Here is a 26,213-nt window from a genome sequence, read left to right on the forward strand (position 1 = left end):
TGGCTACGGAAGTTCCCACAAATTAGGCAAAAGGACCATCGATGGCGGCGGCGCGCGGCCGCCAATTCTGGCGGAGACGCTAAAAAATAGGTCCATTGGCGCGTGTTTCAGCGAAACTGGCACGCTTCATGCTTTCTTAATCGGGACTCGCCGGCGCGCCGGAGAATCAGCCCTCTGTTGCGCTCTTGGGCGAGCGCTTGACTGAAGAGAGACGAAGAATGACCAAGTTTAAGCTCGAGTATATCTGGCTGGATGGCTACACGCCGGTTCCGAACCTTCGCGGCAAGACACAGATCAAGGAGTTCGACAGCTTCCCGACACTGGAGCAGCTTCCGCTCTGGGGCTTCGACGGCTCCTCGACCCTGCAGGCCGAAGGCCGCAGCTCCGATTGCGTGCTGAAGCCCGTCGCCATCTATCCGGATCCGGCCCGTACCAATGGCGCGCTGGTCATGTGCGAAGTCATGATGCCGGACGGCGTCACCCCGCATCCGTCGAACGCCCGCGCCACGATCCTCGACGACGAGGATGCCTGGTTCGGCTTCGAGCAGGAATATTTCTTCTACAAGGACGGCCGCCCGCTCGGCTTCCCGGAACACGGTTTCCCAGCGCCGCAGGGCCCCTACTACACCGGCGTCGGCTACAAGAACGTCGGTGACGTCGCCCGCCAGATCGTCGAGGAGCATCTCGACCTCTGCCTTGAAGCCGGCATCAACCACGAAGGCATCAATGCCGAAGTGGCCAAGGGCCAGTGGGAGTTCCAGGTGTTCGGCAAGGGCTCCAAGCGCGCCGCCGACCAGATCTGGATCGCCCGCTACCTGCTGCTGCGGCTGTGCGAAGGTTACGGCATCGACATCGAGTTCCATTGCAAGCCGCTCGGCGACACCGACTGGAACGGTTCGGGCATGCACTGCAATTTCTCGACCAAGTACATGCGCGAGGTCGGCGGCAAGGAGTATTTCGAAGCCCTGATGGCTGCGTTCGGCCGCAACTGGAAAGAGCATATCGACGTCTACGGTCCGGACAACCACATGCGACTGACCGGCAAGCACGAGACGGCGCCGTGGGACAAGTTCTCCTATGGCGTGGCCGATCGTGGCGCCTCGATCCGCGTTCCGCATTCCTTCGTCAACAACGGCTACAAGGGCTATCTTGAAGACCGTCGTCCGAACTCGCAAGGCTGCCCCTACCAGATCGCTTCGCAGGTGCTGAAGACGATCTCGGAAGTGGCAACCGCCGACTACGGCCGCAGCGCCGCCTGATCGGGTCTATTTCCCAAGACGATGACGACGACGCCGGCGAAAGCCGGCGTCGTTTGCGTTTGGGGATCAGCCCCTTGCGCTGTGTGGCGCTTCCCTCGGTCGGGCCGCTCGCCTATAGTGGCCCCACAGGAGATGACCGATGAAGCCGTCCGAAGTGCTGGAGCAGAACCGTCAGGCGATCCGCGAGGCGGCGAAACGCTTCAACGCGGAAAACCCGCGCGTCTTCGGTTCGGTGGCGCGTGGCGAGGACCGAGCCGACAGCGATCTCGACATTCTGGTCGACGCCTTGCCGGGAATGACATTGTTCGATCTGGGCGGGTTGCAGTCCGAAATGGAGCGGCTGTTGTCGTGCAAGGTGGATGTGGTGACGTCGGGTGGCCTGAAGCCCCGGATGCGTGAGCGGATTCTCGCCGAGGCGACCGCGATATGACCCCGGAGCAACGGTTTCTCGACAGTCTCCTCGACATGCAGGAGGCAGCCTCGGAGGCGATCAGTTTCATCAGCGGGTCGACACTGGAGGCCTTCGAGCGGGATATCCTGACCCAGCGCGCGGTCGCGATGACGTTCGTGCTGATCGCCGCCGCCGCATCGAGGATCCTCAGCCGTTTTCCGGACGTGGCGTCCGAACACCCGGACATTGCCTGGTCGAAGATCAAGGGGTTGCGGAACGTGGTCGTCCACGAATATGAAACGCTCGATTGGCGGCTGGTCTGGGAGACAGTTCAGAAAGACCTGCCGGCACTCGTCGCTCAGCTCGATCAGTTGCGCCATCCGCATATCCAGGGAGAATGACCCCGCTTGACCGATCTCCTCGCCATCCAGCCCCTCACCGCCGAGGCCTTTGCCCCCTTCGGCGAGGTGATCGAGACCGATCCGTCCACCATGCGCCTCATCAACGGCGGCACGACCGAGCGGTTTCACGCGCTGTTTGTGCCCGAGGCTGCGGGCGAAGGGGCACGGGTGATCGTCAACATCTTCCGCGGCCAGCCACGCAACTTTCCTTACGAGATCGGCATGATGGAGCGCCATCCCTTCGGCAGCCAGAGCTTTTCGCCGCTGTCGGGGCGGTCGTTCCTGGTGGCCGTGTCGCCGGACGAGGGAGGGGCGCCCGGCCGGCCGCGTGTTTTCCTGGCGCGTCCCGACCAGGGGGTGAACTATCGCCGCGACGTCTGGCACCATCCACTGATGGCAATCGGTGCAGTATCGGATTTTCTGGTTGTCGATCGCGACGGTCCGGGCAACAATCTCGAAGAACATTTCTTTGCAACGCCTTACCGCATTCTGGAGCCCCATCTATGACCGGTCTCACCACCCATGTCCTCGATACAGCGCTTGGCAGGCCCGCCGAGGGGCTGAAGATCCAGCTGATGCGGATGAACGGGGAGGAGGCCGAACTGATCACCACGGTCTTCACCAATGCCGACGGACGGATCGACGGCGGGCCGCTGCTCAAGGATACCGATTTTCAGGCCGGACAGTACGAGCTGTTGTTCCATGCCGGAGACTATCTGAAGGCGAGCGGTCTTTCCTTGACCGAGCCGCCCTTCCTCGACGTCATCCCGATCCGCTTCGGCATTTCCGACACGGCTGCGCACTATCATGTGCCGCTGCTGCTTTCGCCCTACGGCTATTCGACCTATCGGGGCAGCTGATGATCTTTGCCGCCATTGCCGATGTGCACGGCAACCACCTGGCGCTGGAGGCCGTGCTCGAGGATATCCGCCGGCAGGGGATCACCGAGATCGTCAATCTCGGCGATTGCTTTTCCGGCCCGCTCGAGGCGGGGCTCACCGCCGAGCTGCTGATGCCGCTCGATGCGCTGACCGTGTGCGGCAATCACGACCGGGCGCTGGTCGACCGGCCCTTTGAGGAAATGGGCGACTGGGAGCGGCCGTCCTATGCGCAGCTCACGGAAGCCCAGCTCGACTGGATCCGCGCGCTACCCTTCAGCGCAATCTATCGCAATGAGGTCTATCTCTGTCACGCCACACCCCGGGACGACAGCACCTATTGGATGGAAACGCTGAGCGAGCAGGGCATCTTTCACCTGAAGCCGCTTGACGAGATCGAGGCGCTGGCTGACGGCATCGAGCAGCCGCTGATGCTGTGCGGCCACAGCCATATCGCCCGCTCCGTGCAGCTCTCAGACGGGCGCCTGATCGTCAATCCGGGCAGCGTCGGCTGCCCGGGCTTCGATTACGTCAAGCCGTTCTACCACAAGGCTCAGGCCGGAGCCCCTTTTGCCACTTACGCCGTCCTGGAAAAGACCGGGCGCGGCTGGCAGCCGGCGTTCCGGCAGGTGCGCTATGACAACATCGCCGCCGCCGAACTGGCAAAGGCACATGGCATGGCCGACTGGATCAGCGCACTTTCGACCGGCTGGGTCGCCTGAGGCCGCAAAGGCGTAGTTGACCGCGCCTCCATCTACTCCAGCGTTCAAGCCTGGAACGGGTTCTCGGCGATGATGTCGCCGTCAATTTCCGCGATGCCGCGTTTGCCGCACAGTGCCATGGTCGTGTCCATTTCCTTGGCGATGATTTCCAGCGCCTTGGTGACGCCCGGCTTGCCCATGGCGCCGAGGCCATAGAGGAAAGGGCGGCCGATATAGGTACCCTTGGCGCCGAGCGCCAAGGCTTTCAGCACGTCCTGCCCTGAGCGGATGCCGCCGTCGAGATGCACCTCGATCCTGTCGCCGACCGCATCGACGATCCGCGGCAGCATGGCGATCGAGGAATGGGCACCGTCGAGCTGGCGGCCGCCGTGGTTGGAGACGACGATCGCGTCGGCGCCGGTTTCGGCCGCCATTTTCGCATCCTCGACGTCGAGGATGCCCTTGATGATCAGCTTGCCGCCCCAGCGCTCCTTGATCCACGCGACGTCCTTCCACGACAGCTGCGGGTCGAACTGCTCGACCGTCCAGGCGTTGAGCGAGGCGAGGTCGGTGACGCTTTTCGCGTGGCCTTGTATGTTGCGGAAGGTACGCTTGTCGGTCTTCAGCATGTTCCAGCACCAGCGCGGGCGGGTCGCCATCTGGAAGAGGTGCTTGGGCGTTAGCCTCGGCGGGGCGGACAGCCCGTTGCGCAGGTCCTTGTGGCGCTGGCCGAGGATCTGCAGGTCGGCGGTCAGCACCAGGGCCGAGCATTTCGCCGCCTTGGCCCGCTCGATCAGGTTCAGCACGAAATCGCGGTCGCGCATGACGTAGAGCTGGAACCAGAAGGGTTTCGTGGTGACCGAGGCGACGTCCTCGATCGAGCATATGCTCATGGTCGAGAGCGTAAACGGCACGCCGAACTCTTCTGCGGCTCTTGCCGCCAGCATCTCGCCGTCGGCATGCTGCATGCCGGTCAGCCCCGTCGGCGCAAGCGCCACCGGCATCTTGACCTTCTCGCCGATCATGGTGGTTTCGAGCGAGCGGCCGCTCATGTCAACCAGCACCCGCTGGCGCAGCTTGATCTTCGAGAAGTCGCTCTCGTTGGCGCGGTAGGTGCTTTCGGTGTAGGCGCCGCTGTCGGCATAGTCGAAGAACAGTTTCGGTACGCGACGCTTGGCCAGCCGCTTCAGGTCGGCGATCTCGAGAATGGGGGACACGGGGAATTACCTCTTTGGAATTGGGCGACAGAGTGCCATCAGAAATGTTCGCCGGGGCGGAAGGGGCCGACACGCATGCCCGCGGCCACGAGATAGGCTGTCGACCAGCCAATCATCAGCAGGCCGCTCACGCCTTCGATCGCGGCGAGCACGCGCCAGTCGTGATCTGGAACAAGGTCGCCATACCCCACCGTTGAGAAGGTGGACGCCGAGAAATAGAGTGCGGTCGTGAGGTCTTCGAACGAGCCGAGCAAGAGGTAGCAGAACGCCCAGAGCCAGATTTCGGCGCTAAGGACGGCAAAGACACCGATGACCACCGTGTTCATCGCCAGCAGGCGGCTGCGGTGCCCCTGCAGTCGGATCACGTCGGTCACCCGACTCATCACATGGGTGACCGCCATCAGTCCAAACGTATGGATCACGACCATCATCGAAATCATCAGTAGGCCGAGGGCGAGATTGGCGAAGAGCTGCAGCAAAACGAGTTCGAGTCCGTACCGCTAGAGTGTCATGAGGCCGGTCGCGCGGCCCGCCCGGCGACATAGGTTTCCACGACCGACCGATCGTCGCCCAAGGTTTGCAGCAGAAACAGTTCCTCAGCAAGGGATTTGACGGTCTCCATCCGAAGCGCCATGGCCGGGGTGGCGGCTGCGTTCAAGACGACGAAATCGGCGTCCGTGCCGGGCTCCAGCGTGCCGATACGGTCTTCGAGCGACAGCGCCTCGGCATTGCCGAGCGTCATCATGTGAAAGCTCTCCAGCGGATTGAGGCGCTCGCCGAGCAATTGCTGGATCTTGTAGGCCTCGTCCATGGTCTTCAGCATGGAATAGCTCGATCCGCCGCCGATGTCGGTGGCGACGGCGATGCGGAGCTTCCTGTCGCGCCGCTGGTATTTGCGCAGGGGGAAGAGGCCGGAGCCGAGGAAGAGGTTGGAGGTCGGGCAATGGACGGCGACCGCGCCTGCCTCGCCCATGGCATCCGCCTCGCGGTCCGACAGGTGGATCGCATGGCCGAACAGGCTCTTGCGCCCCAATAGGCCATAGTGTGCGTAGATGTCGGTGTAGTCCTTGGCGTCGGGAAAAAGCTCGCAGGTATAGCGAATCTCGTCGTGGTTCTCCGACAGATGCGTCTGGATGTGCAGGTCGGGGAATTCCTCGGCCAGCGCCCGCACACGCTCCATCTGCTGTGGCGTCGAGGTGATGGCGAAGCGCGGGGTGATGGCGACGTGGTTGCGGCCGCGCCCATGCCAGTCGGCGATCACCTGGCGCGTCTCGTCATAGCCGGTCTCCGGCGTGTCGAGCAGGCCCTGCGGCGCGTTGCGGTCCATCAACACCTTGCCGCCGATCATCAGGCTGCCGCGGCGCAAGCTCTCGGCGAAATAGGCGTCGACCGAGGCCTTGTGCACCGAGCAGTAGGCGACGGCAGTCGTCGTGCCGTTGCGGAAGAACTCGTCGAAGAAGGCCTTGGCGATGCGGTCCGCATGGGCGCTTTCGACGAAGCGGCACTCCTCCGGGAAGGTGTAGGTATTGAGCCATTCGAGCAGGTTGGCCGCGTAAGAAGCGATCACCTGCATCTGCGGGAAATGCACATGGGTGTCGATCAGGCCGGGCAGGATCAGGTGCGGGCGATGGTCGTGCACGACTGTTCCATCCGGCGCGGCGGCGCTAACGGTAGCAAAGTCGCCCATGGCGAGGATACGTCCGTCCTCGACCAGCAGCGCGCCGTCGCTCTCGTAGCGATAGCTGCCGGTATCGTCGATGTGTTCCGGCGCGCGGGTGAAGCTCAGCGTTCGGCCGCGATAGAGGGTGGCGCTCATGGCTGATTGCTTCCCGATACCGCGCTCTCGAACCAGGCGACCAGCAAGGCGCGCTCTTCGGTCGAGACTTCGGTGATGTTGCCCGGCGGCATGGCATGGCTGCGGCCAGCCTGGATGTAGATTTCGCGCGCATGGGCGGCGATCTCGGCATCGGTCTCCAGCTTCACGTCCTTCGGCGGACGCACGATGCCCTCCCAGACGGGCTCGGCGGCATGGCACATCGAACAGCGCGACATCACGACGTCGCGGGCCGCCTCGTAATGGGCGTTCTCGACGAAGCGCAGGTGGACCGGCGCGACCGAAACCTCTTCCTCGACCGGGGCCTTCTGAACGGTCGAGAGCCACATGATGGCGATGAAGATCAACAGGGTCGCAAGCCAGGTCCAGGTCGGGCGGCCCTTGCGGGCATGGGTGGTGTTGAACCAGTGGCGGATCGTGACGCCCATGAGGAAGACGAGCGCCGCGATCACCCAGTTATAGGCCGTGCCGAAGGCCAGCGGATAATGGTTCGACAGCATGAAGAAGATGACGGGCAGCGTCAGGTAGTTGTTGTGCAGCGAGCGCTGCTTGGCGATCACACCGTATTTCGGGTCGGGCGTGCGCCCGGCGATCAGGTCGGCGACGACGATCTTCTGGTTCGGGATGATGATCAGGAAGACGTTGGCCGACATGATGGTGGCGGTAAACGCGCCGAGATGCAGGAAGGCGGCCCGGCCGGTGAAAACCTGGGTATAGCCCCAGGCCATGGCGATCAGCGCGACATAGAGCACGCCCATCAGCACCCAGATATTCTTGCCGAGCGGCGACTTGCACAGCTGATCGTATATCACCCAGCCGACGGCGAGCGAGGCGACGGAGAGAGCGATCGCCTGCCATTGGCTGAGGTCGAGCACGTGCCGGTCGATCAGGAAGAGGTCGGCCCCGCCGTAATAGACAACGGCGAGCATGGCAAAGCCCGACAGCCAGGTGACATAGCTTTCCCATTTGAACCAGGTCAGTTGCTCCGGCATGGTCGCGGGCGCGACGAGATATTTCTGGATGTGGTAGAAACCGCCGCCATGCACCTGCCATTCCTCGCCATAGGCGCCGACCGGCAGATGGTCGCGCTTCACCAGGCCGAGATCGAGCGCGATGAAATAGAAGGACGAGCCGATCCAGGCGATCGCGGTGATGACGTGCAGCCAGCGCACGGCAAAGGAGAGCCATTCCCAGGCAATGGCGTATTCGTACATCAGAAGTTCCCTTTCTTCCCCCCGGCCTTTCAGTCTCGGAAATTATCAGCGGCAAGGGAAGCCCCGCAGGTCGGATCGCGGGCCAATCCAGAGAATTTCTTTGATTGAGGTCCGCGCGCGCTATTGCGCTTCAAGGCCCATGGCGGCTCGTTCCGGTGCCAGTGTGGCCTCCAGCCATTCGCGGAATTTGCGTATCTTGGGCAGGTTGCGCCGGCTTTCCGGATAGACCAGCCAATAGCTGTTGTCGTCCAGCCAGTTGAGTTCGAACGGCTGTATGAGCCGCCCGGACGCCAGTTCGTCCTGAAGGAAGAAAGGGCTCAGCATGGCGACGCCATGACTGGCCATCGCGGCTCCGGTTTCAAGATCGAGCACGCCGCCTGCGTCGAACGTCCGTGCGGTGTGCTCCGCGGCATCGAGGCCCGCCAGCGTGAACCAGCGGGTCCAGCGTCCGTCGTCGTCGGTGATCCACGGCAGCTTCAGCAAATCGGCCGGCTCCTTCATGCCGCCGATGCTCTCGGCCAGCCTGGGGCTCAGGATCGGCGAATAGCTCAGCCGAAGGAGAGGGTGGACCGCGAGGCCGGGCCACGGACCCCGGCCGATGCGGATGGCGAGGTCGGCGCTTTCCCGGTTGAAGTCGGTCAGCACGGAGCCGCGAAGCAGCCGGACTGCAATATTGGGATGGGCGAGCTGGAAGGTCCCGAGATGCCGGGCCAGCCAGTGGGAGGCGAATGTCGGCGTGGAGTGGATTTCGAGGATCTCGTCGGCATCCTGACGCGCGGTGGCGATCGCTTCGCGCAGGACGGCGAAGGCATCCGTCACCTTCGGCAGCATGCGCTCGGCCGTTTCCGTCAGCGCTATCTGGCGCGGCTTCCTGAGAAACAGCGGCTCGCCGATATTGTCCTCCAGCAGCTTGACCTGATAGCTCACCGCCGTCTGGGTCATGCCCAGCTCCTCGGCGGCCTTGGTGAAGCTCATATGCCGGGCCGCCGCCTCGAAGACGCGCAGGGCATTGAGCGGGAACTGTCTCGACAGTTTCATGGATAAGCTCTCTTGATGCATGCCTACTGTATTCGAATTGGAAACCGGCGGCAATCCGGCTCATCTCTTGGTCCATCCGGTGATTTTTGCCCATGGAGAGGAGACGAAGATGTTGCAAGCGACAAAACGCTGGTGGGCTCCGGTGCGCACGACTCCCGGAGGCACGTTCCGGCCGTTGCGCCGCTTCCTCGAGCGGCTGTTCCGCCCAGAGCGCATTCCCACCGAGGATCTGCCGCCGGACGTGAAGAAGGATCTCGGCCTTCTCGACGGCGGCCCGTCGCGGAACCGCACGGAGGCCTATTTCTCCGACCCCAGGCGCCACGGCGACTGGCTGCGCTCCGGCCCGCTCTGAGGGATTGCCTTGCCGGATCAAGACGATGCGCCGGCAAGCTGACGAACTGATTCCGCCGCTTCATGCGGTGATTTAGGTGGGCCACCGCTCGTTCGGCCAGTCGCGCGCGGTGTGGATGACCCGCAGGATGTAGATGATCTCTCCGTCGCCTCTGTCACTGACGTTATAGGCCATCACATAGGGCAGGCCGACCACGCGTTTCTCCGAGGTCCCGGAGACGCGTCCGGGCCTGCCGACAGCCCTCTCTCCAAGCGCGAGTGCGGTCTCGTTGATCCTCGCCGCGACCTTCCTGGCTGCCTCGGGATTGTTGATTGCGATAAAGGCTATTTGCTCTTTGAGATCGTCCAGGGCTGCGCGTGACCACCGGACGGGTCGTGTCACGACTGGCGCGCCTCGGCGGCATCGATCACGGCGTGGAGTTCCGCCATGGCGGCGTCATGGTCGACGACATGGCCAGCTGCCACGTCACGCAGTCCCTTCTCGATATTGTCGATGGTCCGCTGCTCCTGCTCGACAAAGGCCGAGACGGCCTCCGTCGCCAGATGCTCCTTGCTGCGGCTGGTGCGCTCGGCGAGACGCAAGAGCTTGGTCTCGACTTCGGCGCTCACATGGATGGTCATGATCTTGTCGGCGGACATGTCAGGCTCCTGGTCCGGGTTGCGGCAGAATAGTGCAATCGGGTCTCCGTTGCCAGCGGCGCGGCGTCCGTCAGCCGAGCAGCACGGTCAGCAGTTCGGCCGCGACCAGGGCGGCGATCACCGGGGGGCGCTTGTCGCGCAGCGTGCTGCCGCCGATCGGCAGGACGAGCCTGTCGAGCATGGACGGATCGCCGCCCTCGCGGTCCAGCCAGCGGGCAAAGGTGGCGCGCTTGGTGGCCGAGCCGATCATACCGACATAGGCGAGATCGGGACGCGCCAGTGCATGCTGAGCGATCAGGAAATCGAGGGCATGGTCGTGGGTGAGGATGACGGCCGCGCCGCCCGGCCGGATCATGGCCACCTCGGCTTCCGGCACCGCGACGCGGCGCAACGCGACGCTTTGCGGCAAGCCGTTGTCGGCAAGGTCGCGCGTCTCGACCAGCGTAACGGTGAGGGGCAGGGGGGCAAGGGCGATCGCCAGCGCCTGCCCGACATGGCCGGCGCCGAAGAGGAATACGTCGGGATAGGCGGTCTCCAGCTTTGCCTGCCGCTCGATCAGCGCCTGCTGCGAAGCTGCGTCGAGGCGGGTAAAGACGAGCCGGGTGCGCCCGCCGCAGCACTGGCCGATCTCGGGCCCAAGCGGCACGTCGAGGGACGAGTTTGGCTCGCCGCTGGCCAGCAGCGTGCGGGCATGGTCGATGGCGAGAAATTCCAGCTGCCCGCCGCCGATCGTGCCGAACAGCGCGTCGGGCGCGACCACCATGAAGGCACCCGCCTCGCGCGGCGTCGAGCCCTTGGCCTCGGCGACTTCGACGAGCACGTCGTCGGGATGGGCGGTGAGGAAGGCGGGGAGGGCCGTCATTGCAGCGCCCCCTCTGGCCTGCGGGCCATCTTCCCCACAAGGGGGGAGAGGACCAGCGGTGGCGTCCCGCCCGCCTTGCAGGTCGAAGAAGTACCCGCGTCTTCAGGAACTCCAAATATGACACCAGGCCGGGTATTGGCGATAAAGATGGATAGGCGGCTGATTGCGCCCAGGGGCCGTGTTTCGAACGCTCTATGGGGGCGGAAACGATGCCCCGGGTTGTCTCCCCCCTTGTGGGGGAGATGGCCGGCAGGCCAGAGGGGGCTGATCGTGTGCGCAGTTGACGAAGGGGCGTTCTCTTGTCCCCCAAGGGGAGACGTGCCGAGACAGCGCGGTGCAATGACGAACTGGCGGGATAGCTTGTGGTGGCTCGCGCCCCCCTCATCCGGCGCTGCGCGCCAGCTTCTCCCCGTCGGGGAGAAGAGGTCCGCCATCGTTGCCATCACATCCCTTTCAGCCGCTCGACGGCCATCAGCACGCGCTCCGGCGTGGCGGGCGCGTCGAGGTGGGGGCAATGGCGGTAGTCGGCGACCGAGGCGACGGCCATGGAAAGCGCTTCCAGCACCGAGATCGCCAGCATCAGCGGCGGCTCGCCGACGGCCTTGGAGCGGCCGATCGTCGGCTCGGCATTTTCAGACCATTCGGCCAGCCGGGTATTGAAGATTTTTGGCCGATCGGAGGCGAGCGGGATCTTGTAGGTCGACGGTGCATGGGTGCGAAGCCTTCCCTTGCCGTCCCACCACAGTTCTTCGGTCGTCAGCCAGCCCATGCCCTGGACGAAGCCGCCCTCGATCTGGCCGATGTCGATCGCCGGATTGAGCGATTTTCCGACGTCGTGCAGGATGTCGGTGCGATCCATCAGATATTCGCCGGTCAGCGTGTCGATCGACACTTCCGAACAGGCGGCGCCATAGGCGAAATAGTAGAAGGGCGTGCCGCGGCCGGCGGCGCGGTCCCAGTGGATTTTCGGAGTCTTGTAGAAGCCGGCGGCGGAAAGCTGGACGCGGGCGAAATAGGCCTGTCGGACAAAGTCGGGGAAGGGGATTTCCTTCGATCCGACCCGCACCCGGTTCGGCAGAAACTCGACTTCATCGGGCGGAACCTGGAAATGCTCGACGGCGAAGGCGACGAGGCGTTCCTTGATCTGCCGGGCGGCATCATAGGCGGCCATGCCGTTGAGATCGGTGCCGGAGGAGGCGGCGGTCGCCGAGGTGTTGGGCACCTTGCCGGTGGTGGTCGCGGTGATCTTGACGCGCTCGACATCGACCTGGAAGCACTCGGCGATGACCTGGGCGACCTTGGTGTAAAGGCCCTGGCCCATTTCGGTGCCGCCGTGGTTGAGGTGGATCGAGCCGTCCTGGTAGACGTGCACGAGCGCGCCGGCCTGGTTGAAGGCGGTCATGGTAAACGAGATGCCGAACTTCACCGGGGTGAGCGCGATGCCCTTCTTGATGATCGGGCTCGTCCTGTTGAATTCGATGATCGCCCGGCGCCGCGCCTGGTAGTCGCACGAGGTCTCCAGTTCCTCGACCACGCGGGCAATCACATTGTCCTCGATCGTCTGGTGATAGGGCGTGACATTGCGGCCGGAGCCGACATCGCCGTAAAAATTCGCCTTGCGGATCGCGAGCGGATCCTTGCCCAGCTGGTAGGCGATCTCCTCAATGATGCGCTCGCCGCCGAGCATGCCCTGCGGGCCGCCGAAGCCGCGAAACGCGGTGTTGGAAACCGTATGGGTCTTCAAGGGTTGCGAGGTCAGCTTCACATGCGGGTAGAAATAGCTCGAATCCGCGTGAAAGAGGGCGCGGTCGGTGACCGGGCCGGACAGATCGGCCGAATAGCCGCAGCGCGCAGCGAAATTGGCGGTCATCGCGTGGATGCGGCCGTCGCCGTTGAAGGCAACGTCGAAGTCCATGCGGAAGTCGTGGCGCTTGCCGGTCAGCGCCATGTCCTCGTCGCGGTCCGGGCGGAACTTGATCGCCCGGTTGAGCTTCTTGGCGGCGAGGGCTGCCAGGGCGGCAAACTGGTTGCCCTGCGTCTCCTTGCCGCCGAAGCCGCCGCCCATGCGCCGCACGTTGACGGTGATCGCGTGGCTCGGAATGTCGAGCACATGGCCGACGATATGCTGGATTTCCGAAGGATGCTGGGTGGAGGACCAGACTGCCACCTCGTCGTCCTCGCCGGGAATGGCGAGCGCGATGTGGCTTTCGAGATAGAAGTGCTCCTGCCCGCCGATCCGCATCGTGCCCTTGAGGCGTTGCTCGGCGTTGTCGAGTTCGGCCTCCGGCTCGCCGCGTTTGAGTACCATGCCGGGGGTGACGAGCGGCGCGTCGTTTTCAAGCGCCGCATCGACATCCGTCCAGAAGGGCAGGTCGCGGTATTCGATCTTGGCCAGCCGCGCGGCGCGGCGGGCGGCGTCGCGGGTTTCGGCGATCACGGCAAAGACCGGCTGGCCGTGGAACTCGACCTTGTCTTCGGCCAGCAGCGGCTCGTCATGGCGGCTGCCGGAGGACACGTCGTTGACGCCCGGCACGTCCTTGACCGTCAAGACGCAAACGACGCCGGGATAGGTCTTCACCGCGGACAGGTCGACCGAGAGGATCTCGGCATGCGCCCGGTCGGACATGCCGAGCGCGCCGTGCAGGAGGCCGGCCGGTTCGGGAATATCGTCGATATATTCGGCACTTCCGGCGACATGCTTGTGCGCCGAATCATGGCGCAGCGACTGGTGCATCGGGCCGTTGATCAGTTTGTAGGTCTCGAAGGTCGGCTTATGCATGGGGAAGGCCTCCGTGCGGGGCTACCTTCTCCGCCGCAAAGCGCTTGAGTTCCTGCGGGGCGCCCGTCGTTTCGAGGAAGAAGCGGGTCAGCAAGTTCTTTGCGGTCAGCTGGCGATATTCGGCGGTGGCGCGCCAGTCGGTGAGCGGCTTGTAGTCCTGATCGAAGGCATCGCGGGCGCCCGCGATCGTCGCCTCGCTCCACGGCTTGCCGAACAGAGCAGCTTCCACTGCGCAGGCCCGCTTCGGGGTGGCGGCCATGCCGCCGAAAGCGATGCGGATGTGGGAAACCGTGCCGTCCTCGCCAAGCGCCAGATGGAAGGCGCCGCACAGCGCCGAGATGTCTTCGTCGCGCCGCTTGGAGATCTTGTGGACGGCATAGTGGCTGCCGGCCTCGGGGCGGGGCACGCGGATGCTCTCGACGAATTCGCCCGGCCGGCGGTCCTGCTTGCCGTAGTCGATGAAGAAGTCCTCGAGCGGCAGTTCGCGGCCGCCTGACGCCGAGCGCAGCCGGACGGATGCGCCAAGCGCGATCAGGGCCGGCGGCATGTCGCCGATCGGCGAGCCGTTGGCGATGTTGCCGCCGATCGTGCCCATGTTGCGGACCTGCTGGCCGCCGATGCGCTCGATCAGCCTGCCGAGCGCCGGGATTTCGGCCTTGAGCGTCTCGAAGGCGCGGGAATAGCTGACGCCGGCACCGAGGGTGATGGCGCGGTCGTCCATCGCTATCGCCTGCAGGTCGGTCAGGTGGTTGATGAAGATCACCGGGTTGAGGTCGCGCATCTGCTTGGTGACCCAGAGCCCGACATCGGTCGCGCCGGCAACGATGGTGGCATCGGGCTGTTGCGCCAGCAGGTCGGCCAGGGCCGCGACAGAGCCCGGCACGATCAGCCGGCGGTCGTTCCTGACCACGGTGATGGTGTCGCCGCCCTGCAGGTTCCACAGCCGCGCCATGATGTTGGCCCGCTCGCGCTCCAGCGGGTCGAACAGCGCGCTCGGGCGGGTGCGCGAGACCTGTTCGGCGGCCTTGACGATCGGTTCGTAGCCGGTGCAGCGACAGAGATTGCCCTGCAGCGCCCGTTCGATCTCGGCGCGCGACGGATTGTCGTTGGAAAGCCAGAGGCCGTAGAGCGACATGACGAAACCCGGCGTGCAGAAGCCGCATTGCGCGCCGTGACAGTCGACCATGGCCTGCTGCACCGGATGGAGCATGCCGTTCTCGGCGGCCAAATGCTCGACGGTCACCACATGGGTACCGTTCAGGGAGCCTAAGAAGCGGATGCAGGCATTGACGGTCTCATATGTGAGCCGCCCGCCGTCGAGTCGGCCGACGAGAACCGTGCAGGCGCCACAGTCGCCCTCGGCGCAGCCTTCCTTCGTGCCGGTCAGCCGGTGCTTCAGCCTGAGAAAGTCGAGCAGCGTCTCGGTCGGCTCGAAGTCGGTGAGGGCGACATCCTCGCCGTTCAGGATGAAACGGATGCAATCACTCATGCTTTGTTTTCTCGTTGGCCCATCGGCCGATGTTATTGCGCGGTCCAGCCGCCGTCTATCGAGATATGCGTGCCGGTGATCTGGCGCGCCGCGTCGCTGGCGAGAAAGATCGCGACCGCCGCCACTTCCTCGACGGCGACGAATTCCTTGGTCGGCTGGAACTTCAGCATCACGTCGGATTTCACCTCAGCCTCGGAAATGCCGCGTGCCTTGGCCGTGTCGGGGATCTGCTTTTCGACCAAGGGCGTCAGCACATAGCCCGGGCAGATGGCGTTCACCGTCACGCCGAATTCGGCAAGCTCCAGCGCCACGCTCTTGGTCAGTCCCATGATGCCGTGCTTGGCGGCGACATAGGCCGATTTGAAGGGGGAGGCGATCAGGCCGTGGGCCGAGGCGACATTGATGATGCGGCCCGCCTTCTTTTGCTTCATCGCGGGGACGGCTGCGCGAATGGTATGGAAGGAGCTGGACAGATTGATGGCGATGATCTGGTCCCATTTCTCCGGCGGGAAGTCCTCGACCGGGGAGACATGCTGAATGCCGGCATTGTTGACCAGCACATCGACCATGCCGAATTCATGCGCGGCAGTCGCCATCAGGTCGTCGATCTCGGACGGCTTCGACATGTCGGCGCCATGGTAGATCGCCCGGCCGCCGACCACCTCGAGGCTCTGGCGGATTGCCTCGATCTCGCCTGCATCGCCAAAGCCATTGATGACGACGTTGTCGCCATGGGCGGCGAATGCCCGCGCAATGGCCAAGCCGATGCCGCTGGTCGATCCGGTGACGACGACGGTTCTGTTCATGTCTCGAATTCTCCCGAAAGCCTGCAATATTGTGCTGCGCCGCAGTGGATCGCGAAGGTTATGCGCAAATCGCTTGGGCTGGCAATTGACTTTTTGATGCTTGCAGCCCCAACTTTGTGGTGGCCAGAGCGGTCGCCGGGAGAATGGGACGGCGCCAGATTGCCCGGGAAAAGATAAATCGCGACAGCCGCTTGGCCGCAAAGCTTGCGATTCAGAGTCCGAATCAAGTCGACGGGTGGCGCTCCCCGTCACGCCTCGGCCAGACGCTCCGGGCCGGTCTCCTGCCAGCGTTTCGCGCAGCCTCGTGCCCGACTGCCAAAATGATTGCGTTTGTCGTGCCAAGCTATTGAGAACAGCGACATCGCCGGCACCAACGTGCAGGCGGTGAACGCTGTGTGCGGCAAATGCGGTTTGCCGGCGGGGCGGTGCGCAGCTATCTGTTTCAAAAGCGCAACAGGAAGAAACAGATGGAACTCGGCCTATACACTTTCGCGGATGTCGATCCGAACGCGGCCAACAAGGGCGCGGAGGCGAAGCGCCGTCTCGATGACCTGCTCGAGGAAATCCGGCTTGCCGACGCCGTGGGGCTTGACGTGTTCGGGCTGGGCGAACATCACCGCCCCGACTACATGGCGTCTTCGCCGGCGACCATTCTCGCCGCAGCGGCGGTGAAGACCAAGAACATCCGGCTGTCGAGCGCCGTAACCGTGCTCTCCTCCGAGGATCCTGTGCGCGTGTTCCAGCAATATGCGACCGTCGATCTGCTGTCGAACGGCCGGGTCGAGATCATGGCCGGGCGCGGCTCCTTCATCGAGAGCTTTCCGCTGTTCGGCTATGAGCTTGAGGACTACGACCTGCTGTTTGCCGAAAAGCTGCAGCTACTGATGGAGATCCGCGAGAACGAAATGGTGACCTGGGAAGGTCAGACCCGCAAGCCCATCGCCGGGCGCGGTGTCTATCCGCGACCCTTGCAGGATCCGCTTCCGCTCTGGATCGCGATAGGCGGCACGCCGCAGTCGGCGGCGCGTGCCGGCTATCTCGGCCTGCCGCTGGCGCTCGCGATCATCGGCGGCGAGCCGCACCGCTTTGCCCCGCTGTTCGATCTCTACCGCCAGAGCGGCGCCAAGGCCGGCGTTGATCCGAAGGCATTGAAGACATCGATCAACGTGCACGGCTTCATCCACGATACCAACGAGAGCGCCGCCGATATCTTCTACGAGCCGCAAGCGACCGTGATGAACCGTATCGGCCGCGAGCGCGGCTGGGGGCCGACCAATCGCGGCCATTTCGACGCGTCGCGGGGTCCCGGCGGCGCGCTCTTCGTCGGCGATCCGGAAACCGTGGCGGAAAAGATCGTCGCCAACCACAAGATCTTCCGCAATGACCGCTTCCTCTTGCAGATGGCGATCGGCCCGATGCCGCACCGCGACATCATGCGCGGCATCGAGCTCTACGGCACAAAAGTCGCGCCGCTGGTCAGAAAGGCGTTGACCCCGTCGGAAGCGGGGGCGTAAGCACCCGCCATCCCAAGGTTACAAAGAGCGGGCGCAAAGCCCGGATGACGAACAATGATTGTTTCCAGCGAAGACGACCTCAACGGCCTGAAAGACATCGGCCGGATCTGCGCAAGCGCGGTTAAGATCATGGCGGCTGCGCTGGAACCGGGCATCACCACCCGCGAACTCGACCAGATCGGCCGAAAGGTGCTGGAAGATGCGGGCGCCCAGTCGGCGCCGGAATTCTGCTATGAATTCCCGGGCGCCACCTGCATCAGCGTCAATGAGGAAATCGCCCACGGCATTCCCGGCGACCGCAAGATTTTGGCCGGCGATCTCGTCAACATCGACGTGTCGGGGGTGAAGAACGGCTTGTTCGGCGATACCGGCTCTTCCTTCATCGTGCCGCCGGCCAAGCCGAAGATCGAAAAGCTCTGCCGCGACGGCAAGCGGGCGCTGTGGGTCGGCCTCAACCAGGTGCGCACCGGCCAGCCGATGGTCAATATCGGCAATGCGATCGGGGCCTTCGCCAGGAAGAACCGCTATACGCTGATCCAGAACCTGGCGAGCCACGGCATCGGCCATTCGCTGCATGAGGAGCCGAAGGAGCTGTCCACCTGGCCCGACCCGGACGAGACGCGAATCATGGAGGAGGGGCTGGTCTTCACCATCGAACCCTTCCTGTCGCTCGGCGGCCTGTGGGCCGAGGACGGCGACGATCCCTGGACGCTCTACAGCGACCCGAAGGCGCCGACCGTGCAGTTCGAGCACACCATTGTCGTCACCAGGAACGGCCCGATCATCCTGACGCTCGTCGACTGACGCCACGAGGCTCTCTGCCAGAATTTGACCTCCACCCCGTTCAGGGGTAGTTTGTATTACAAATGGAGGTAAAAATCGATGTCCATCAAGCGCGAGCTGTCCGATCCGATCGCGATTCGCCTGCCGGTGGACGTGCTGTCGGAGATCGAGGACGTGGCACGGACCTGCGAGCGAAGCCGCAGCTGGGTGATCGTGCGGGCGCTGAAATCCTATCTTGCCGGCGAGGGGCGGGAAGTCCTCGAACTGGCAAGGGCGCGCCAGGCGGTCGATGCCGGCGAGGTCCACGATCTGGATGAGGTGCTCGAAGAGGTGGAGTCGATCACCGAGGGAGCCGCCGCTTGAAGGTGCTGCTCTCTGCAGAGGCCAGGAACTACCTCGTATCCGAGGCGCGCTATCTCCAGGCCCGCAGTCCGTAGGCGGCACGCCAATTCACCGACAGTCTGAAGCAACTCAAGGAGCACCTGTCGCACTTTCCCCGCATGGGAAGGCGGTCGGACGACATACCGGTGCCCGGCGTGCTTCGATTCGTCATGGGTGCCTATCTGGTCGACTACGAAATCCGATCCGGCGTCGTCGTCATCCTCGCCATTCGCCATGGCCAACAAAGGCCGCCCGGCATTCCGCTCGAGGACGACTTCGATTTCGAGGCGCCCTGACCAAAGAGCGCCAGCCGTCCGATCTCAGACGGAGAAGGCGACGGCGACGCCCTTCTTCTTGAAGTAGGACTGCATGATCTTGCGGCCCTGGCGGTTGGACTGGGCGAGCTTGGCCGTCTCGAACACCGCTTCCTTGACGCCCTCGCGCGCCATCGCCGACTTCAGTGCCGCAATGTGGAGGTCGATCTCCTCGTTGTCGTTGTTGATCGAGGTGTAGATGTTGTCGATGGCCTGGCTCAGGGTGAGATCGCTCATGGGGGCACTCCTTGAATTTGTTGCTCCTCCACTAGCGATTTTTGCCGCCGGGGCAAGCTGAAGGTTTGTGAGCCAGCCGTTCAAGATGTCCCGCCGGATAGGGAAATCGATCTCAACCGGTTACGTCGGTGATCATTATTTGTGGTTTGTGGGCGGTTTCCCGCAATGCGATAAGCGCAGCCATGACGACAGCCTCGACCGACCGCCGCCTTCTCCCGTTCACCGCTATCGCCGGCGCTCTCGCCATGGCGTCGGCCATGGGCTTCGGCCGGTTCTCCCTCACGCCGATCCTGCCCGGCATGATTGTCGATCTCGGGTTATCCTCGACCGAGGCCGGGGTGATCGCAGCGGCCAATTTCACCGGCTATCTCGTCGGCGCTGTCGGCGGTGCCTTTGGCTGGGCTGCCGGACGCGAACGCCTGATTGGACTTGCGGCGCTTTTTCTGACCGCCGTTCTTCTCGCTGGCATGGGCGTTGCCGATTCGGTTGCCGCCTTCATTGTGCTGCGTTTTCTCTCCGGCGTCGCGAGCGCACTGGCCATGATCTTCATAACCTCGATCGTGCTCGGCCACGCTGCGCGGGCCGGCAGCGAGGCGGTGCAGTCGGCGCATTTTGCCGGGGTGGGCCTCGGCATTGCCGCCTCGTCGCTGATGGTCACGCTGGTCGGGCTTTCCGGGTTCGGCTGGCGGGCGGACTGGCTGGCGGGCGCGGCGATTGCGTTCGCTGTCTTCATCGTCGTGGCCCGGCTCTTGCCGCGCTCCCCCTTCCACTCCTCGCAGGTCCCGCGCGAGCCGCCGATCGTCTGGAGCCCGGCGATCATCCTGACGACGCTCTCCTACGGCCTGTTCGGCTTCGGCTATGTGGTGACTGCGACCTTCATCGTCACAATGGCCCGTATGGGCAATACGGGCACGATGGTGGAATTCCTCACCTGGTTCGTCACCGGCCTTGCGGCTGCCGCCTCGCTCTTCCTGTGGCGCCCGGTGATGCTGAGGATCGGCCTTGGCGGCGCCTATCTGGCCGGGCTGCTGATCGAGGCTATCGGCGTGCTCGCCTCCGTTGCGCTGCCATTGCCGGCCGCGCCGCTTGTCGGCGGGGCGCTGCTGGGGGCGACCTTCATGATCATCACCGCCTACGGGTTGCGGCTCGGACGGGCGCTTTCCCCAGCCAGCCAGCGCCGGGCGCTCGCCTTCATGACCGCCGCCTTCGGCATCGGCCAGATCCTCGGCCCGCTTGTCGCCGGCTGGCTTGCGGAGCGGACGGGGAGTTTCTCTGCGCCGAGCCTGGTCGCCGCTGCGGTGCTTCTGGTCTCGTCCGCACTGGTCCTGCCGGTGCTGCGCCGTTTGCCGTGAATTGACAGGTTTGTCATGAGCCGACGTGAAACTGTGAATTGGCGGCGGCCAATTCCGTCACAATCGGTTGATGGCATTGCTGGCCACTTTTTTCTGCCCTAGTTTCGCGCAAAAGACCGGGTTTCTGAAGGCCCTCCGTCGCCCCCCGCCGAGAAAGCAGCTGTCCCCGTGTTCAAATCTTATTTTCCTCAACCGCGCCAGTTTTTCGCATCCGCCGCACTCTGGTCACTGGTCGCGATCCTGCTCTGGTATTCATATGGGAGCGATTGGGGTGCCCTGATCGGCCTGCCGCCGCTTGCCGAGGGACAGGAGGCGCCAATCGGCGTCTCGGTCTTCTGGTCGACGCCCTTCCTGTGGTTCTACATCTACTACACGGTCGTCGTCCTGCTTTTTGCCGCCTTCTGGTTCCTGGTCAGCCCGCACCGCTGGCAGATGTGGTCGGTTCTCGGCAGCGCTCTGATCATCTTTACCACCTACTTCTCGGTCCAGGTCTCGGTCGCCATCAATGCCTGGTATGGCCCGTTCTACGATATGATCCAGAAGGCCCTGTCGGAGGCCGGATCGGTGACGGCGGCGGATCTTTACCTCGGCATGCTCGGCTTTGCCGGCATCGCATTCGTCGCGATTACCGTCGGCGTGCTCAGCCGCTTCTTCGTCAGCCACTGGATCTTCCGCTGGCGTTGGGCGATGAACGAATATTACATGAGCCATTGGCCGAAACTGCGCTTCATCGAGGGCGCCTCGCAGCGTGTCCAGGAAGATACCATGCGTTTTTCCTCGACGGTCGAGGCGCTCGGGGTCAATCTCGTCAGTTCGGTCATGACGCTGATCGCGTTCCTGCCGGTGCTTTTCAGGCTCGGAGCGGACATTACCGAGTTGCCGCTGATCGGTCATATCCCCCATGCGCTCGTCTGGGCGGCGATCTTCTGGTCGGTGTTCGGCACCGTCTTCCTTGCCGCTGTCGGCATCAAGCTGCCGGGGCTGGAGTTTCGCAACCAGCGCGTCGAGGCCTCCTATCGCAAGGAACTGGTCTATGGCGAGGACGATCCGAACCGCGCCAAGCCACTGACGGTGGCGGAACTGTTCGAGAATGTAAGGCGCAATTATTTCCGCCTCTATTTCCACTACATGTATTTCAACGTTGCCCGCATCTTCTACCTGCAGGCCGACAATCTGTTCAGCCTGATCGTGCTGGTTCCGTCGATTGTCGCGGGCAAGCTCACGCTCGGTCTGCTCACCCAGATCAACAACGTCTTCGACCAGGTGCGCAACTCGTTCCAGTATCTGGTGAACTCCTGGACAACGATTGTGGAGCTGATGTCGGTCTACAAGCGCCTGCGCGCCTTTGAGGCTGCGATCCACAACGAGCCTCTGCCGGATATCGACCAGGAATTCCTGATCCACAATATCGAGACGCCTCCCGGAGAGTGAGCGGCACGCGAACCGCGCGCCTTTGGCCGCGCCGGAGCGATCCGGCGCGGTTCTGCATTTCGGGAGGAGGGCAGGCGGGGTTGAAACTGGGGATTGGTATCAGGCTTTCCGCCTGCCCCGATCGTACCGGCTGCCTTGGAGGTCTTGCGGGGTCATCGTTGTTTCCGCCAAACCCAAGCCGTCACGACCGTCATCGGCACCGAGCCTCGAAGAGGATGGAGAAGCCGGTTCGCGACCCGGTGCCCCGTCCGATGACCCTTGCAGGATAGATCGGCCTCAATCGACGGGGACAATTGCATGCGGGCCAAGGCGCTATGTACCTGATCGAATGGAATAAATTCTGCAAAGCAAGGAAAAATCTTCCCCGCCGGCAAAATCACGAGCGCGGGCTTACGGGTTGCTGCGCCAGAAGGTCGATCGCTGCGGAATAACTGACACAGGCGACGTCCTCGCGTCGGCAGACATCGGTCACCAGCCGTTCCATTGCCCGCCAATAGGCGCCTGCGTTCATCTCGACGAAATGGAAGCCCAGTTGCAGCGGGATACGCTCGCCTTCGTACTCCTTGTCGAAGGCGGCCTTGAAGGCCGTGTAGGTGCGGGCTTCGAACTCGTCGGAGCGCGAAGGATTGTCCATGCCCGCGGAATGGCGGACGAAGAGATTATAATCCATGCCAATGATGTTGCGGCTCTGCGGTCCTTCCGGGATCAGCGGTAGACCGAAGCGGATGAGCGAGCCGTCCTCGTCGGGCAGCATCGCCCCCTTGGTGACGAGGCTTGCATCATAGGCAAAGCCGAATTCCTTTTGCGCCTCGAACAGACTGTCCGGCGCCGAAAGATAGGGGGCGCGGAAGCCGCGAATGCCGGTGCGGGCAAAGGTCGCCCAGCCCTCGGGCTCCTTGTCGGCCAAACCGTTCGCCTTCCACGCATCGATGACAACGCTGCGGAAGGTGGCGAATTCCGAGAGCCAATCGGCCTTGCTCCAGTCCTTGCCGTCGAAATGGCCACAGGCATGGCTGGCGATTTCGTGGCCTTCCTGGCGGGCGTTCCAGACGTGGTCGAGCCGGGCGGCGACGTCCTCGACCGTCGGCGCGAAACCGATATTCGACCTGCCGGCCTTCATGCCCGGCGCCTTGTAGCCCTTTGATTCGCCGCGCGGGATGAGTGTCGTACAGGAGAGAAAGTAGGTGAAATGGGCGTTGGCGCGCCTGGCGATGTCGCGGCTCTTCACCCACAGGGCGTTGTCATGGGCCCCGTCGAAGGAAATCAGCAGGAGCTGCTTCGGCCGGGCCGCCGGTTGTGGCGATTCCGGTTCGGCCACGGCGGGCTGGGCGAGCAGGGCGCAGAGACAAGCGGCAAGAACAAGACGGGACATCGAAAAACCTGGAAAAAATCAAGGCGGCTTTCTGTCAGCCAAATGCGGCGAAGCTTTGAACAGGCTGGAATTTCCGGTCCGGGACCTTTATGCCATGGATACGAAAGTTCAATTGGGGTTTAAACGATGACAGTCCTGATCCTTGGGATCATTCTCTTTCTCGGCACGCACATGATCCGCATCGTGGCGCCCGGTTTCCGTCACGCCATGGTACAAAAGCTCGGTGAGAACGGCTGGAAGGGCGTGCATGGCCTCGCCGGCATCGTCTCGCTCGTCGTGTTGGTCCTGGGCTGGCAGCAGGCGCCCGTTGTCAACTTGTGGTTTCCGCCCACTGGCATGACGCATCTGACGCTGACGCTGATGCTGTTCGCCATGATAAGTCTCGTCGCGGGCTTGCTGCCGGCCGGTCATATCGCCACCAAGGCAAAGCACCCGATGGTGCTGTCGGTGAAGATCTGGGCGCTTGCGCACCTTCTATCCAACGGCGATCTCGCTTCGGTTCTGCTGTTCGGCTCCTTCCTCGCCTGGGGCGTGATCATGCGCATCGCGCTGAAACGCCGCCAGCGCGCCGGTGAGGTTACTCTGCGTCCATTCGTATCAGCCAAGTGGGACTTCATTGCCGTTCTGCTCGGCGCCGTCGTCTACGGCCTGTTCGTCTGGAAGCTGCACCTGCTGCTGTTCGGCGTTGCACCGCTTCCCATGTGAGGCATCATGCCCGCCAACCGGCCTATCTGCCGTTTTCCGCTTACAAGTGCGGAAAAATCGGTTAGAAGGCCGCTCACGTATCAAGACGCATCGAAAGGCCGGCCGGTCCGGGAGCATTCATGGTTGACAACAACGACAGCTTTATCCGCGAAGTCAATGAGGAGCTGCGCTCCGACCAGTTCCGCAGTGCCTGGAAGAACTACGGCCGTATTATCATCGCTCTTGCCATTTTGATCGTGGTCGGCACCGCGGGCTATCGCGGTTACGAATACTGGGACGAAAGGCAGTCGTCGGATGCCGGCGACAGGTTTCTTGAGGCTCTGACTCTCGCGAACGAAGGCAAGGCGGACGAGGCGAAGGCCGCGCTCGCCGCGCTGGAGGCGGATGGCTATGGCGCCTATTCCGTGCTGGCGCGCATGCGTTCTGCCACGGTCGAGGCGGAAAAGGGCGACCCGACCGCTGCGATCGTCGCATTCTCGGCAATCGGCAAGGACACCTCCGTTCCGGCCGTCATCCGCGACGTCGCCCGGATGCGGGCGGCTTGGCTGCTGATCGACGCCGGCACCTATGAACAGGTCTCGGCCGAGGTCGAAACAATGGCGACACCGCGCGATGCGATGCGACACTCGGCGCGCGAGGCGCTTGGCCTTTCGGCCTACAGGGCCGGCGACATGGCCAAGGCGCGCGAGTGGTTCACGCAGATCGTCGAGGATGTCGAGGCTCCGCGCAATGTCGCCAGCCGGTCGCAGATGATGCTCGACAATATCAAGGCTTCCGGCAAGGCGCCGTAAGTCGACAAGGCGGAAACGCCGGAAGGACACGACCAGTCATGAGCTTTACCGTCGCCATCGTCGGGCGTCCGAATGTCGGCAAGTCCACCTTGTTCAACCGCTTGGTGGGCAAGAAGCTGGCGCTTGTCGACGATACGCCGGGTGTTACCCGTGACCGTCGCCCGGGCGACGCCAAGCTGATCGACCTGCGTTTCACCATCATCGATACCGCTGGTCTCGAGGAGACCGGACCCGATACGCTCGAGGGTCGCATGCGCGCCCAGACCGAGTTGGCGATCGATGAGGCCGACCTGACGCTTTTCGTCGTCGATGCCAAGGCGGGCCTTACCCCGCTCGACAAGACCTTCGGCGAACTTTTGCGTCGCAGTGGCAAGCCGGTGGTGCTGGTTGCCAACAAGTCCGAGGCCAAGGGGTCCGACGGCGGTTTCTACGATGCCTTCACGCTGGGGCTCGGCGAGCCGGTGCCGATCTCGGCCGAGCACGGCCAGGGCATGATCGACCTGCGCGATGCCATTGTTGCGGCGATCGGCGAGGAGACGGCTTTTCCGGAGGAGGTCGATGAGGCGGAAACGGACGTTCGGGTTTCGGCCGACGAAGTCGGCGGCGAGGCCGGCGAGGAGATCGAACCCGAATACGACGAGACCAGGCCGCTGCGCGTCGCTATCGTTGGCCGCCCGAATGCCGGCAAGTCGACGCTGATCAACCGCTTCCTCGGTGAGGACAGGCTTTTGACCGGCCCGGAGGCCGGCATTACGCGCGATTCGATTTCGGTCGAATGGGACTGGCGCGGCCGTACCATCAAGATGTTCGACACCGCAGGCATGCGCCGCAAGGCGCGCGTGCAGGAGAAGCTGGAAAAGCTCTCGGTTGCCGATGCGCTGCGCGCGATCCGCTTTGCCGAGATCGTCGTGATTGTCTTCGATGCCACCATTCCGTTCGAAAAACAGGATCTGCAGATCGTCGATCTGGTGCTGCGCGAAGGCCGCGCCGCGGTGATTGCCTTCAATAAATGGGATCTGGTCGAGGACACGCAGGCGGTGCTCGCCGAACTGCGCGAAAAGACCGACAGACTGCTGCCGCAGGCGCGCGGCATCCGCGCGGTGCCGATGGCGGGGCAGACCGGCTATGGCCTCGACAAGCTGATGCAGGCGATCATCGATACCGACCGCATCTGGAACAAGCGCATTTCGACCGCCAAGCTCAACCGCTGGCTCGAACATACCCAGGTCCAGCATCCGCCACCGGCCGTGTCGGGCCGGCGCATCAAGCTCAAGTACATGACCCAGGTGAAGGCGCGCCCGCCGGCCTTCATGATTTCGTGCACGCGCGCCGATGCGCTGCCGGAGAGCTATGTGCGTTATCTGACGAACGGCCTGCGCGCCGATTTCGATATGCCGGGCGTGCCGATCCGTATCCACTTCAAGGCGGCGGAAAACCCGTTCGAGAACCGTCGCAAGAAGCGCTGACGCGTTTT

28 protein-coding genes and 1 pseudogene are annotated in these 26,213 nt (G+C 63.5%); 16 read left to right on the plus strand and 13 right to left on the minus strand.

Going from position 1 to position 26,213, the window contains the following annotated elements; genetic code table 11:
* Positions 1 to 218: 218 nt before the first annotated feature.
* The 6 genes from ACWPVA_RS03220 (at position 219) to ACWPVA_RS03245 (ending at position 3,651) form a co-directional block, all read left to right on the plus strand.
* Complete coding sequence (locus ACWPVA_RS03220) at positions 219 to 1,259, plus strand: glutamine synthetase beta-grasp domain-containing protein (RefSeq protein WP_454286296.1); 1,041 nt, start codon at positions 219 to 221, stop codon at positions 1,257 to 1,259.
* Between the two features lie 139 nt (positions 1,260 to 1,398).
* Positions 1,399 to 1,689, plus strand: a complete 291-nt coding sequence (locus ACWPVA_RS03225) for a nucleotidyltransferase family protein (protein WP_454286297.1) — start codon at positions 1,399 to 1,401, stop codon at positions 1,687 to 1,689.
* On the plus strand, positions 1,686 to 2,051 hold the full coding sequence (locus ACWPVA_RS03230) for a HepT-like ribonuclease domain-containing protein (RefSeq protein WP_454286298.1): 366 nt from the start codon (positions 1,686 to 1,688) through the stop codon (positions 2,049 to 2,051). Before ACWPVA_RS03225 ends, ACWPVA_RS03230 begins: the two co-directional genes overlap by 4 nt.
* Before the next feature lie 6 nt (positions 2,052 to 2,057).
* On the plus strand, positions 2,058 to 2,558 hold the full coding sequence (locus tag ACWPVA_RS03235; protein WP_454286299.1) for an ureidoglycolate lyase: 501 nt from the start codon (positions 2,058 to 2,060) through the stop codon (positions 2,556 to 2,558).
* On the plus strand, positions 2,555 to 2,911 hold the full coding sequence (gene uraH / locus ACWPVA_RS03240) for a hydroxyisourate hydrolase (RefSeq protein ID WP_454286300.1): 357 nt from the start codon (positions 2,555 to 2,557) through the stop codon (positions 2,909 to 2,911). Before ACWPVA_RS03235 ends, uraH begins: the two co-directional genes overlap by 4 nt.
* Complete coding sequence (locus tag ACWPVA_RS03245; protein ID WP_454286301.1) at positions 2,911 to 3,651, plus strand: metallophosphoesterase family protein; 741 nt, start codon at positions 2,911 to 2,913, stop codon at positions 3,649 to 3,651. Before uraH ends, ACWPVA_RS03245 begins: the two co-directional genes overlap by 1 nt.
* Before the next feature lie 44 nt (positions 3,652 to 3,695).
* Here ACWPVA_RS03245 and ACWPVA_RS03250 read toward each other — a convergent pair whose 3' ends face one another.
* The 5 genes from ACWPVA_RS03250 to ACWPVA_RS03270 all read right to left on the minus strand — a co-directional run bounded on the left by ACWPVA_RS03250 (position 3,696) and on the right by ACWPVA_RS03270 (position 8,933).
* A complete protein-coding gene (locus ACWPVA_RS03250; protein WP_454286302.1) occupies positions 3,696 to 4,847 on the minus strand; it encodes an alpha-hydroxy acid oxidase in 1,152 nt (383 codons plus the stop codon).
* Positions 4,848 to 4,885: 38 nt separating this feature from the next.
* The gene (locus tag ACWPVA_RS03255) at positions 4,886 to 5,326 is read right to left on the minus strand and encodes a potassium channel family protein (RefSeq protein ID WP_454286303.1); all 441 of its coding nucleotides are present in this window, start codon (positions 5,324 to 5,326) and stop codon (positions 4,886 to 4,888) included.
* A gap of 29 nt (positions 5,327 to 5,355) precedes the next feature.
* On the minus strand, positions 5,356 to 6,663 hold the full coding sequence (gene guaD / locus ACWPVA_RS03260; protein WP_454286304.1) for a guanine deaminase: 1,308 nt from the start codon (positions 6,661 to 6,663) through the stop codon (positions 5,356 to 5,358).
* The gene (gene puuD, locus ACWPVA_RS03265) at positions 6,660 to 7,895 is read right to left on the minus strand and encodes a urate hydroxylase PuuD (RefSeq protein WP_454286305.1); all 1,236 of its coding nucleotides are present in this window, start codon (positions 7,893 to 7,895) and stop codon (positions 6,660 to 6,662) included. The genes guaD and puuD overlap by 4 nt, the downstream gene beginning before the upstream one ends.
* A gap of 120 nt (positions 7,896 to 8,015) precedes the next feature.
* Positions 8,016 to 8,933: a LysR substrate-binding domain-containing protein gene (locus ACWPVA_RS03270; RefSeq protein ID WP_454286306.1), complete on the minus strand. Its 918-nt coding sequence runs from the start codon at positions 8,931 to 8,933 to the stop codon at positions 8,016 to 8,018.
* Positions 8,934 to 9,042: 109 nt separating this feature from the next.
* Between ACWPVA_RS03270 and ACWPVA_RS03275 the strand changes: the two genes are divergently transcribed.
* Positions 9,043 to 9,285: a hypothetical protein gene (locus ACWPVA_RS03275; RefSeq protein WP_454286307.1), complete on the plus strand. Its 243-nt coding sequence runs from the start codon at positions 9,043 to 9,045 to the stop codon at positions 9,283 to 9,285.
* 72 nt (positions 9,286 to 9,357) lie between these two features.
* Here the strand turns inward: ACWPVA_RS03275 and ACWPVA_RS03280 are convergent, their stop codons facing one another.
* From ACWPVA_RS03280 to ACWPVA_RS03305, 6 genes are all read right to left on the minus strand, one after another.
* Positions 9,358 to 9,666, minus strand: a complete 309-nt coding sequence (locus ACWPVA_RS03280; RefSeq protein WP_454286308.1) for a type II toxin-antitoxin system RelE/ParE family toxin — start codon at positions 9,664 to 9,666, stop codon at positions 9,358 to 9,360.
* Entirely contained in the window at positions 9,663 to 9,923 is a 261-nt protein-coding gene (locus tag ACWPVA_RS03285) for a CopG family ribbon-helix-helix protein (RefSeq protein ID WP_454286309.1), read from the minus strand. Before ACWPVA_RS03285 ends, ACWPVA_RS03280 begins: the two co-directional genes overlap by 4 nt.
* A 70-nt stretch (positions 9,924 to 9,993) precedes the next feature.
* Positions 9,994 to 10,785 carry a xanthine dehydrogenase accessory protein XdhC gene (gene xdhC / locus ACWPVA_RS03290; protein ID WP_454286310.1) on the minus strand — a complete coding sequence of 264 codons (792 nt, stop codon included), beginning with the start codon at positions 10,783 to 10,785 and terminating at the stop codon, positions 9,994 to 9,996.
* A 442-nt stretch (positions 10,786 to 11,227) separates the two neighbouring features.
* A complete protein-coding gene (gene xdhB / locus ACWPVA_RS03295; RefSeq protein ID WP_454286311.1) occupies positions 11,228 to 13,564 on the minus strand; it encodes a xanthine dehydrogenase molybdopterin binding subunit in 2,337 nt (778 codons plus the stop codon).
* Positions 13,557 to 15,053 carry a xanthine dehydrogenase small subunit gene (xdhA, locus tag ACWPVA_RS03300; protein ID WP_454286312.1) on the minus strand — a complete coding sequence of 499 codons (1,497 nt, stop codon included), beginning with the start codon at positions 15,051 to 15,053 and terminating at the stop codon, positions 13,557 to 13,559. Before xdhA ends, xdhB begins: the two co-directional genes overlap by 8 nt.
* 32 nt (positions 15,054 to 15,085) lie before the next feature.
* A complete protein-coding gene (locus tag ACWPVA_RS03305) occupies positions 15,086 to 15,859 on the minus strand; it encodes a 3-hydroxybutyrate dehydrogenase (protein ID WP_454286313.1) in 774 nt (257 codons plus the stop codon).
* A 467-nt stretch (positions 15,860 to 16,326) separates the two neighbouring features.
* On the opposite strand from ACWPVA_RS03305, the gene ACWPVA_RS03310 reads away from it, so the two are divergent.
* The 4 genes and pseudogenes from ACWPVA_RS03310 to ACWPVA_RS03325 all read left to right on the plus strand — a co-directional run.
* Positions 16,327 to 17,373, plus strand: a complete 1,047-nt coding sequence (locus tag ACWPVA_RS03310) for an LLM class flavin-dependent oxidoreductase (protein WP_454286314.1) — start codon at positions 16,327 to 16,329, stop codon at positions 17,371 to 17,373.
* Positions 17,374 to 17,427: 54 nt separating this feature from the next.
* On the plus strand, positions 17,428 to 18,177 hold the full coding sequence (map, locus tag ACWPVA_RS03315; RefSeq protein WP_454286315.1) for a type I methionyl aminopeptidase: 750 nt from the start codon (positions 17,428 to 17,430) through the stop codon (positions 18,175 to 18,177).
* A 78-nt stretch (positions 18,178 to 18,255) separates the two neighbouring features.
* Positions 18,256 to 18,519, plus strand: coding sequence for a CopG family ribbon-helix-helix protein (locus tag ACWPVA_RS03320; RefSeq protein WP_454286316.1), 264 nt, complete (start codon positions 18,256 to 18,258; stop codon positions 18,517 to 18,519).
* An 86-nt stretch (positions 18,520 to 18,605) separates the two neighbouring features.
* Positions 18,606 to 18,833, plus strand: a pseudogene (locus ACWPVA_RS03325) (type II toxin-antitoxin system RelE/ParE family toxin); the annotation flags it as partial.
* A 24-nt stretch (positions 18,834 to 18,857) separates the two neighbouring features.
* Here ACWPVA_RS03325 and ACWPVA_RS03330 read toward each other — a convergent pair.
* The gene (locus ACWPVA_RS03330; RefSeq protein WP_454286317.1) at positions 18,858 to 19,088 is read right to left on the minus strand and encodes a hypothetical protein; all 231 of its coding nucleotides are present in this window, start codon (positions 19,086 to 19,088) and stop codon (positions 18,858 to 18,860) included.
* 182 nt (positions 19,089 to 19,270) lie between these two features.
* Here ACWPVA_RS03330 and ACWPVA_RS03335 point away from each other — a divergent pair, with 182 nt between their 5' ends.
* Positions 19,271 to 20,440 (plus strand): YbfB/YjiJ family MFS transporter, encoded by a 1,170-nt coding sequence (locus tag ACWPVA_RS03335; RefSeq protein WP_454286318.1) that lies wholly within the window; start codon positions 19,271 to 19,273, stop codon positions 20,438 to 20,440.
* 168 nt (positions 20,441 to 20,608) lie between these two features.
* Complete coding sequence (gene bacA / locus ACWPVA_RS03340; protein ID WP_454286319.1) at positions 20,609 to 21,871, plus strand: bacteroid development protein BacA; 1,263 nt, start codon at positions 20,609 to 20,611, stop codon at positions 21,869 to 21,871.
* A 376-nt stretch (positions 21,872 to 22,247) separates the two neighbouring features.
* Here the strand turns inward: bacA and ACWPVA_RS03345 are convergent, their stop codons facing one another.
* On the minus strand, positions 22,248 to 23,243 hold the full coding sequence (locus ACWPVA_RS03345) for a polysaccharide deacetylase (RefSeq protein ID WP_454286320.1): 996 nt from the start codon (positions 23,241 to 23,243) through the stop codon (positions 22,248 to 22,250).
* Positions 23,244 to 23,369: 126 nt separating this feature from the next.
* Between ACWPVA_RS03345 and ACWPVA_RS03350 the strand changes: the two genes are divergently transcribed.
* From ACWPVA_RS03350 to der, 3 genes are all read left to right on the plus strand, one after another.
* On the plus strand, positions 23,370 to 23,948 hold the full coding sequence (locus ACWPVA_RS03350; RefSeq protein ID WP_454286321.1) for an NnrU family protein: 579 nt from the start codon (positions 23,370 to 23,372) through the stop codon (positions 23,946 to 23,948).
* Between the two features lie 119 nt (positions 23,949 to 24,067).
* Positions 24,068 to 24,739: a tetratricopeptide repeat protein gene (locus tag ACWPVA_RS03355; protein WP_454286322.1), complete on the plus strand. Its 672-nt coding sequence runs from the start codon at positions 24,068 to 24,070 to the stop codon at positions 24,737 to 24,739.
* 38 nt (positions 24,740 to 24,777) lie between these two features.
* Complete coding sequence (gene der / locus ACWPVA_RS03360; RefSeq protein WP_454286323.1) at positions 24,778 to 26,205, plus strand: ribosome biogenesis GTPase Der; 1,428 nt, start codon at positions 24,778 to 24,780, stop codon at positions 26,203 to 26,205.
* Positions 26,206 to 26,213: the final 8 nt, after the last annotated feature.

The sequence above is a fragment of the Rhizobium arsenicireducens genome (genome assembly GCF_964021225.1).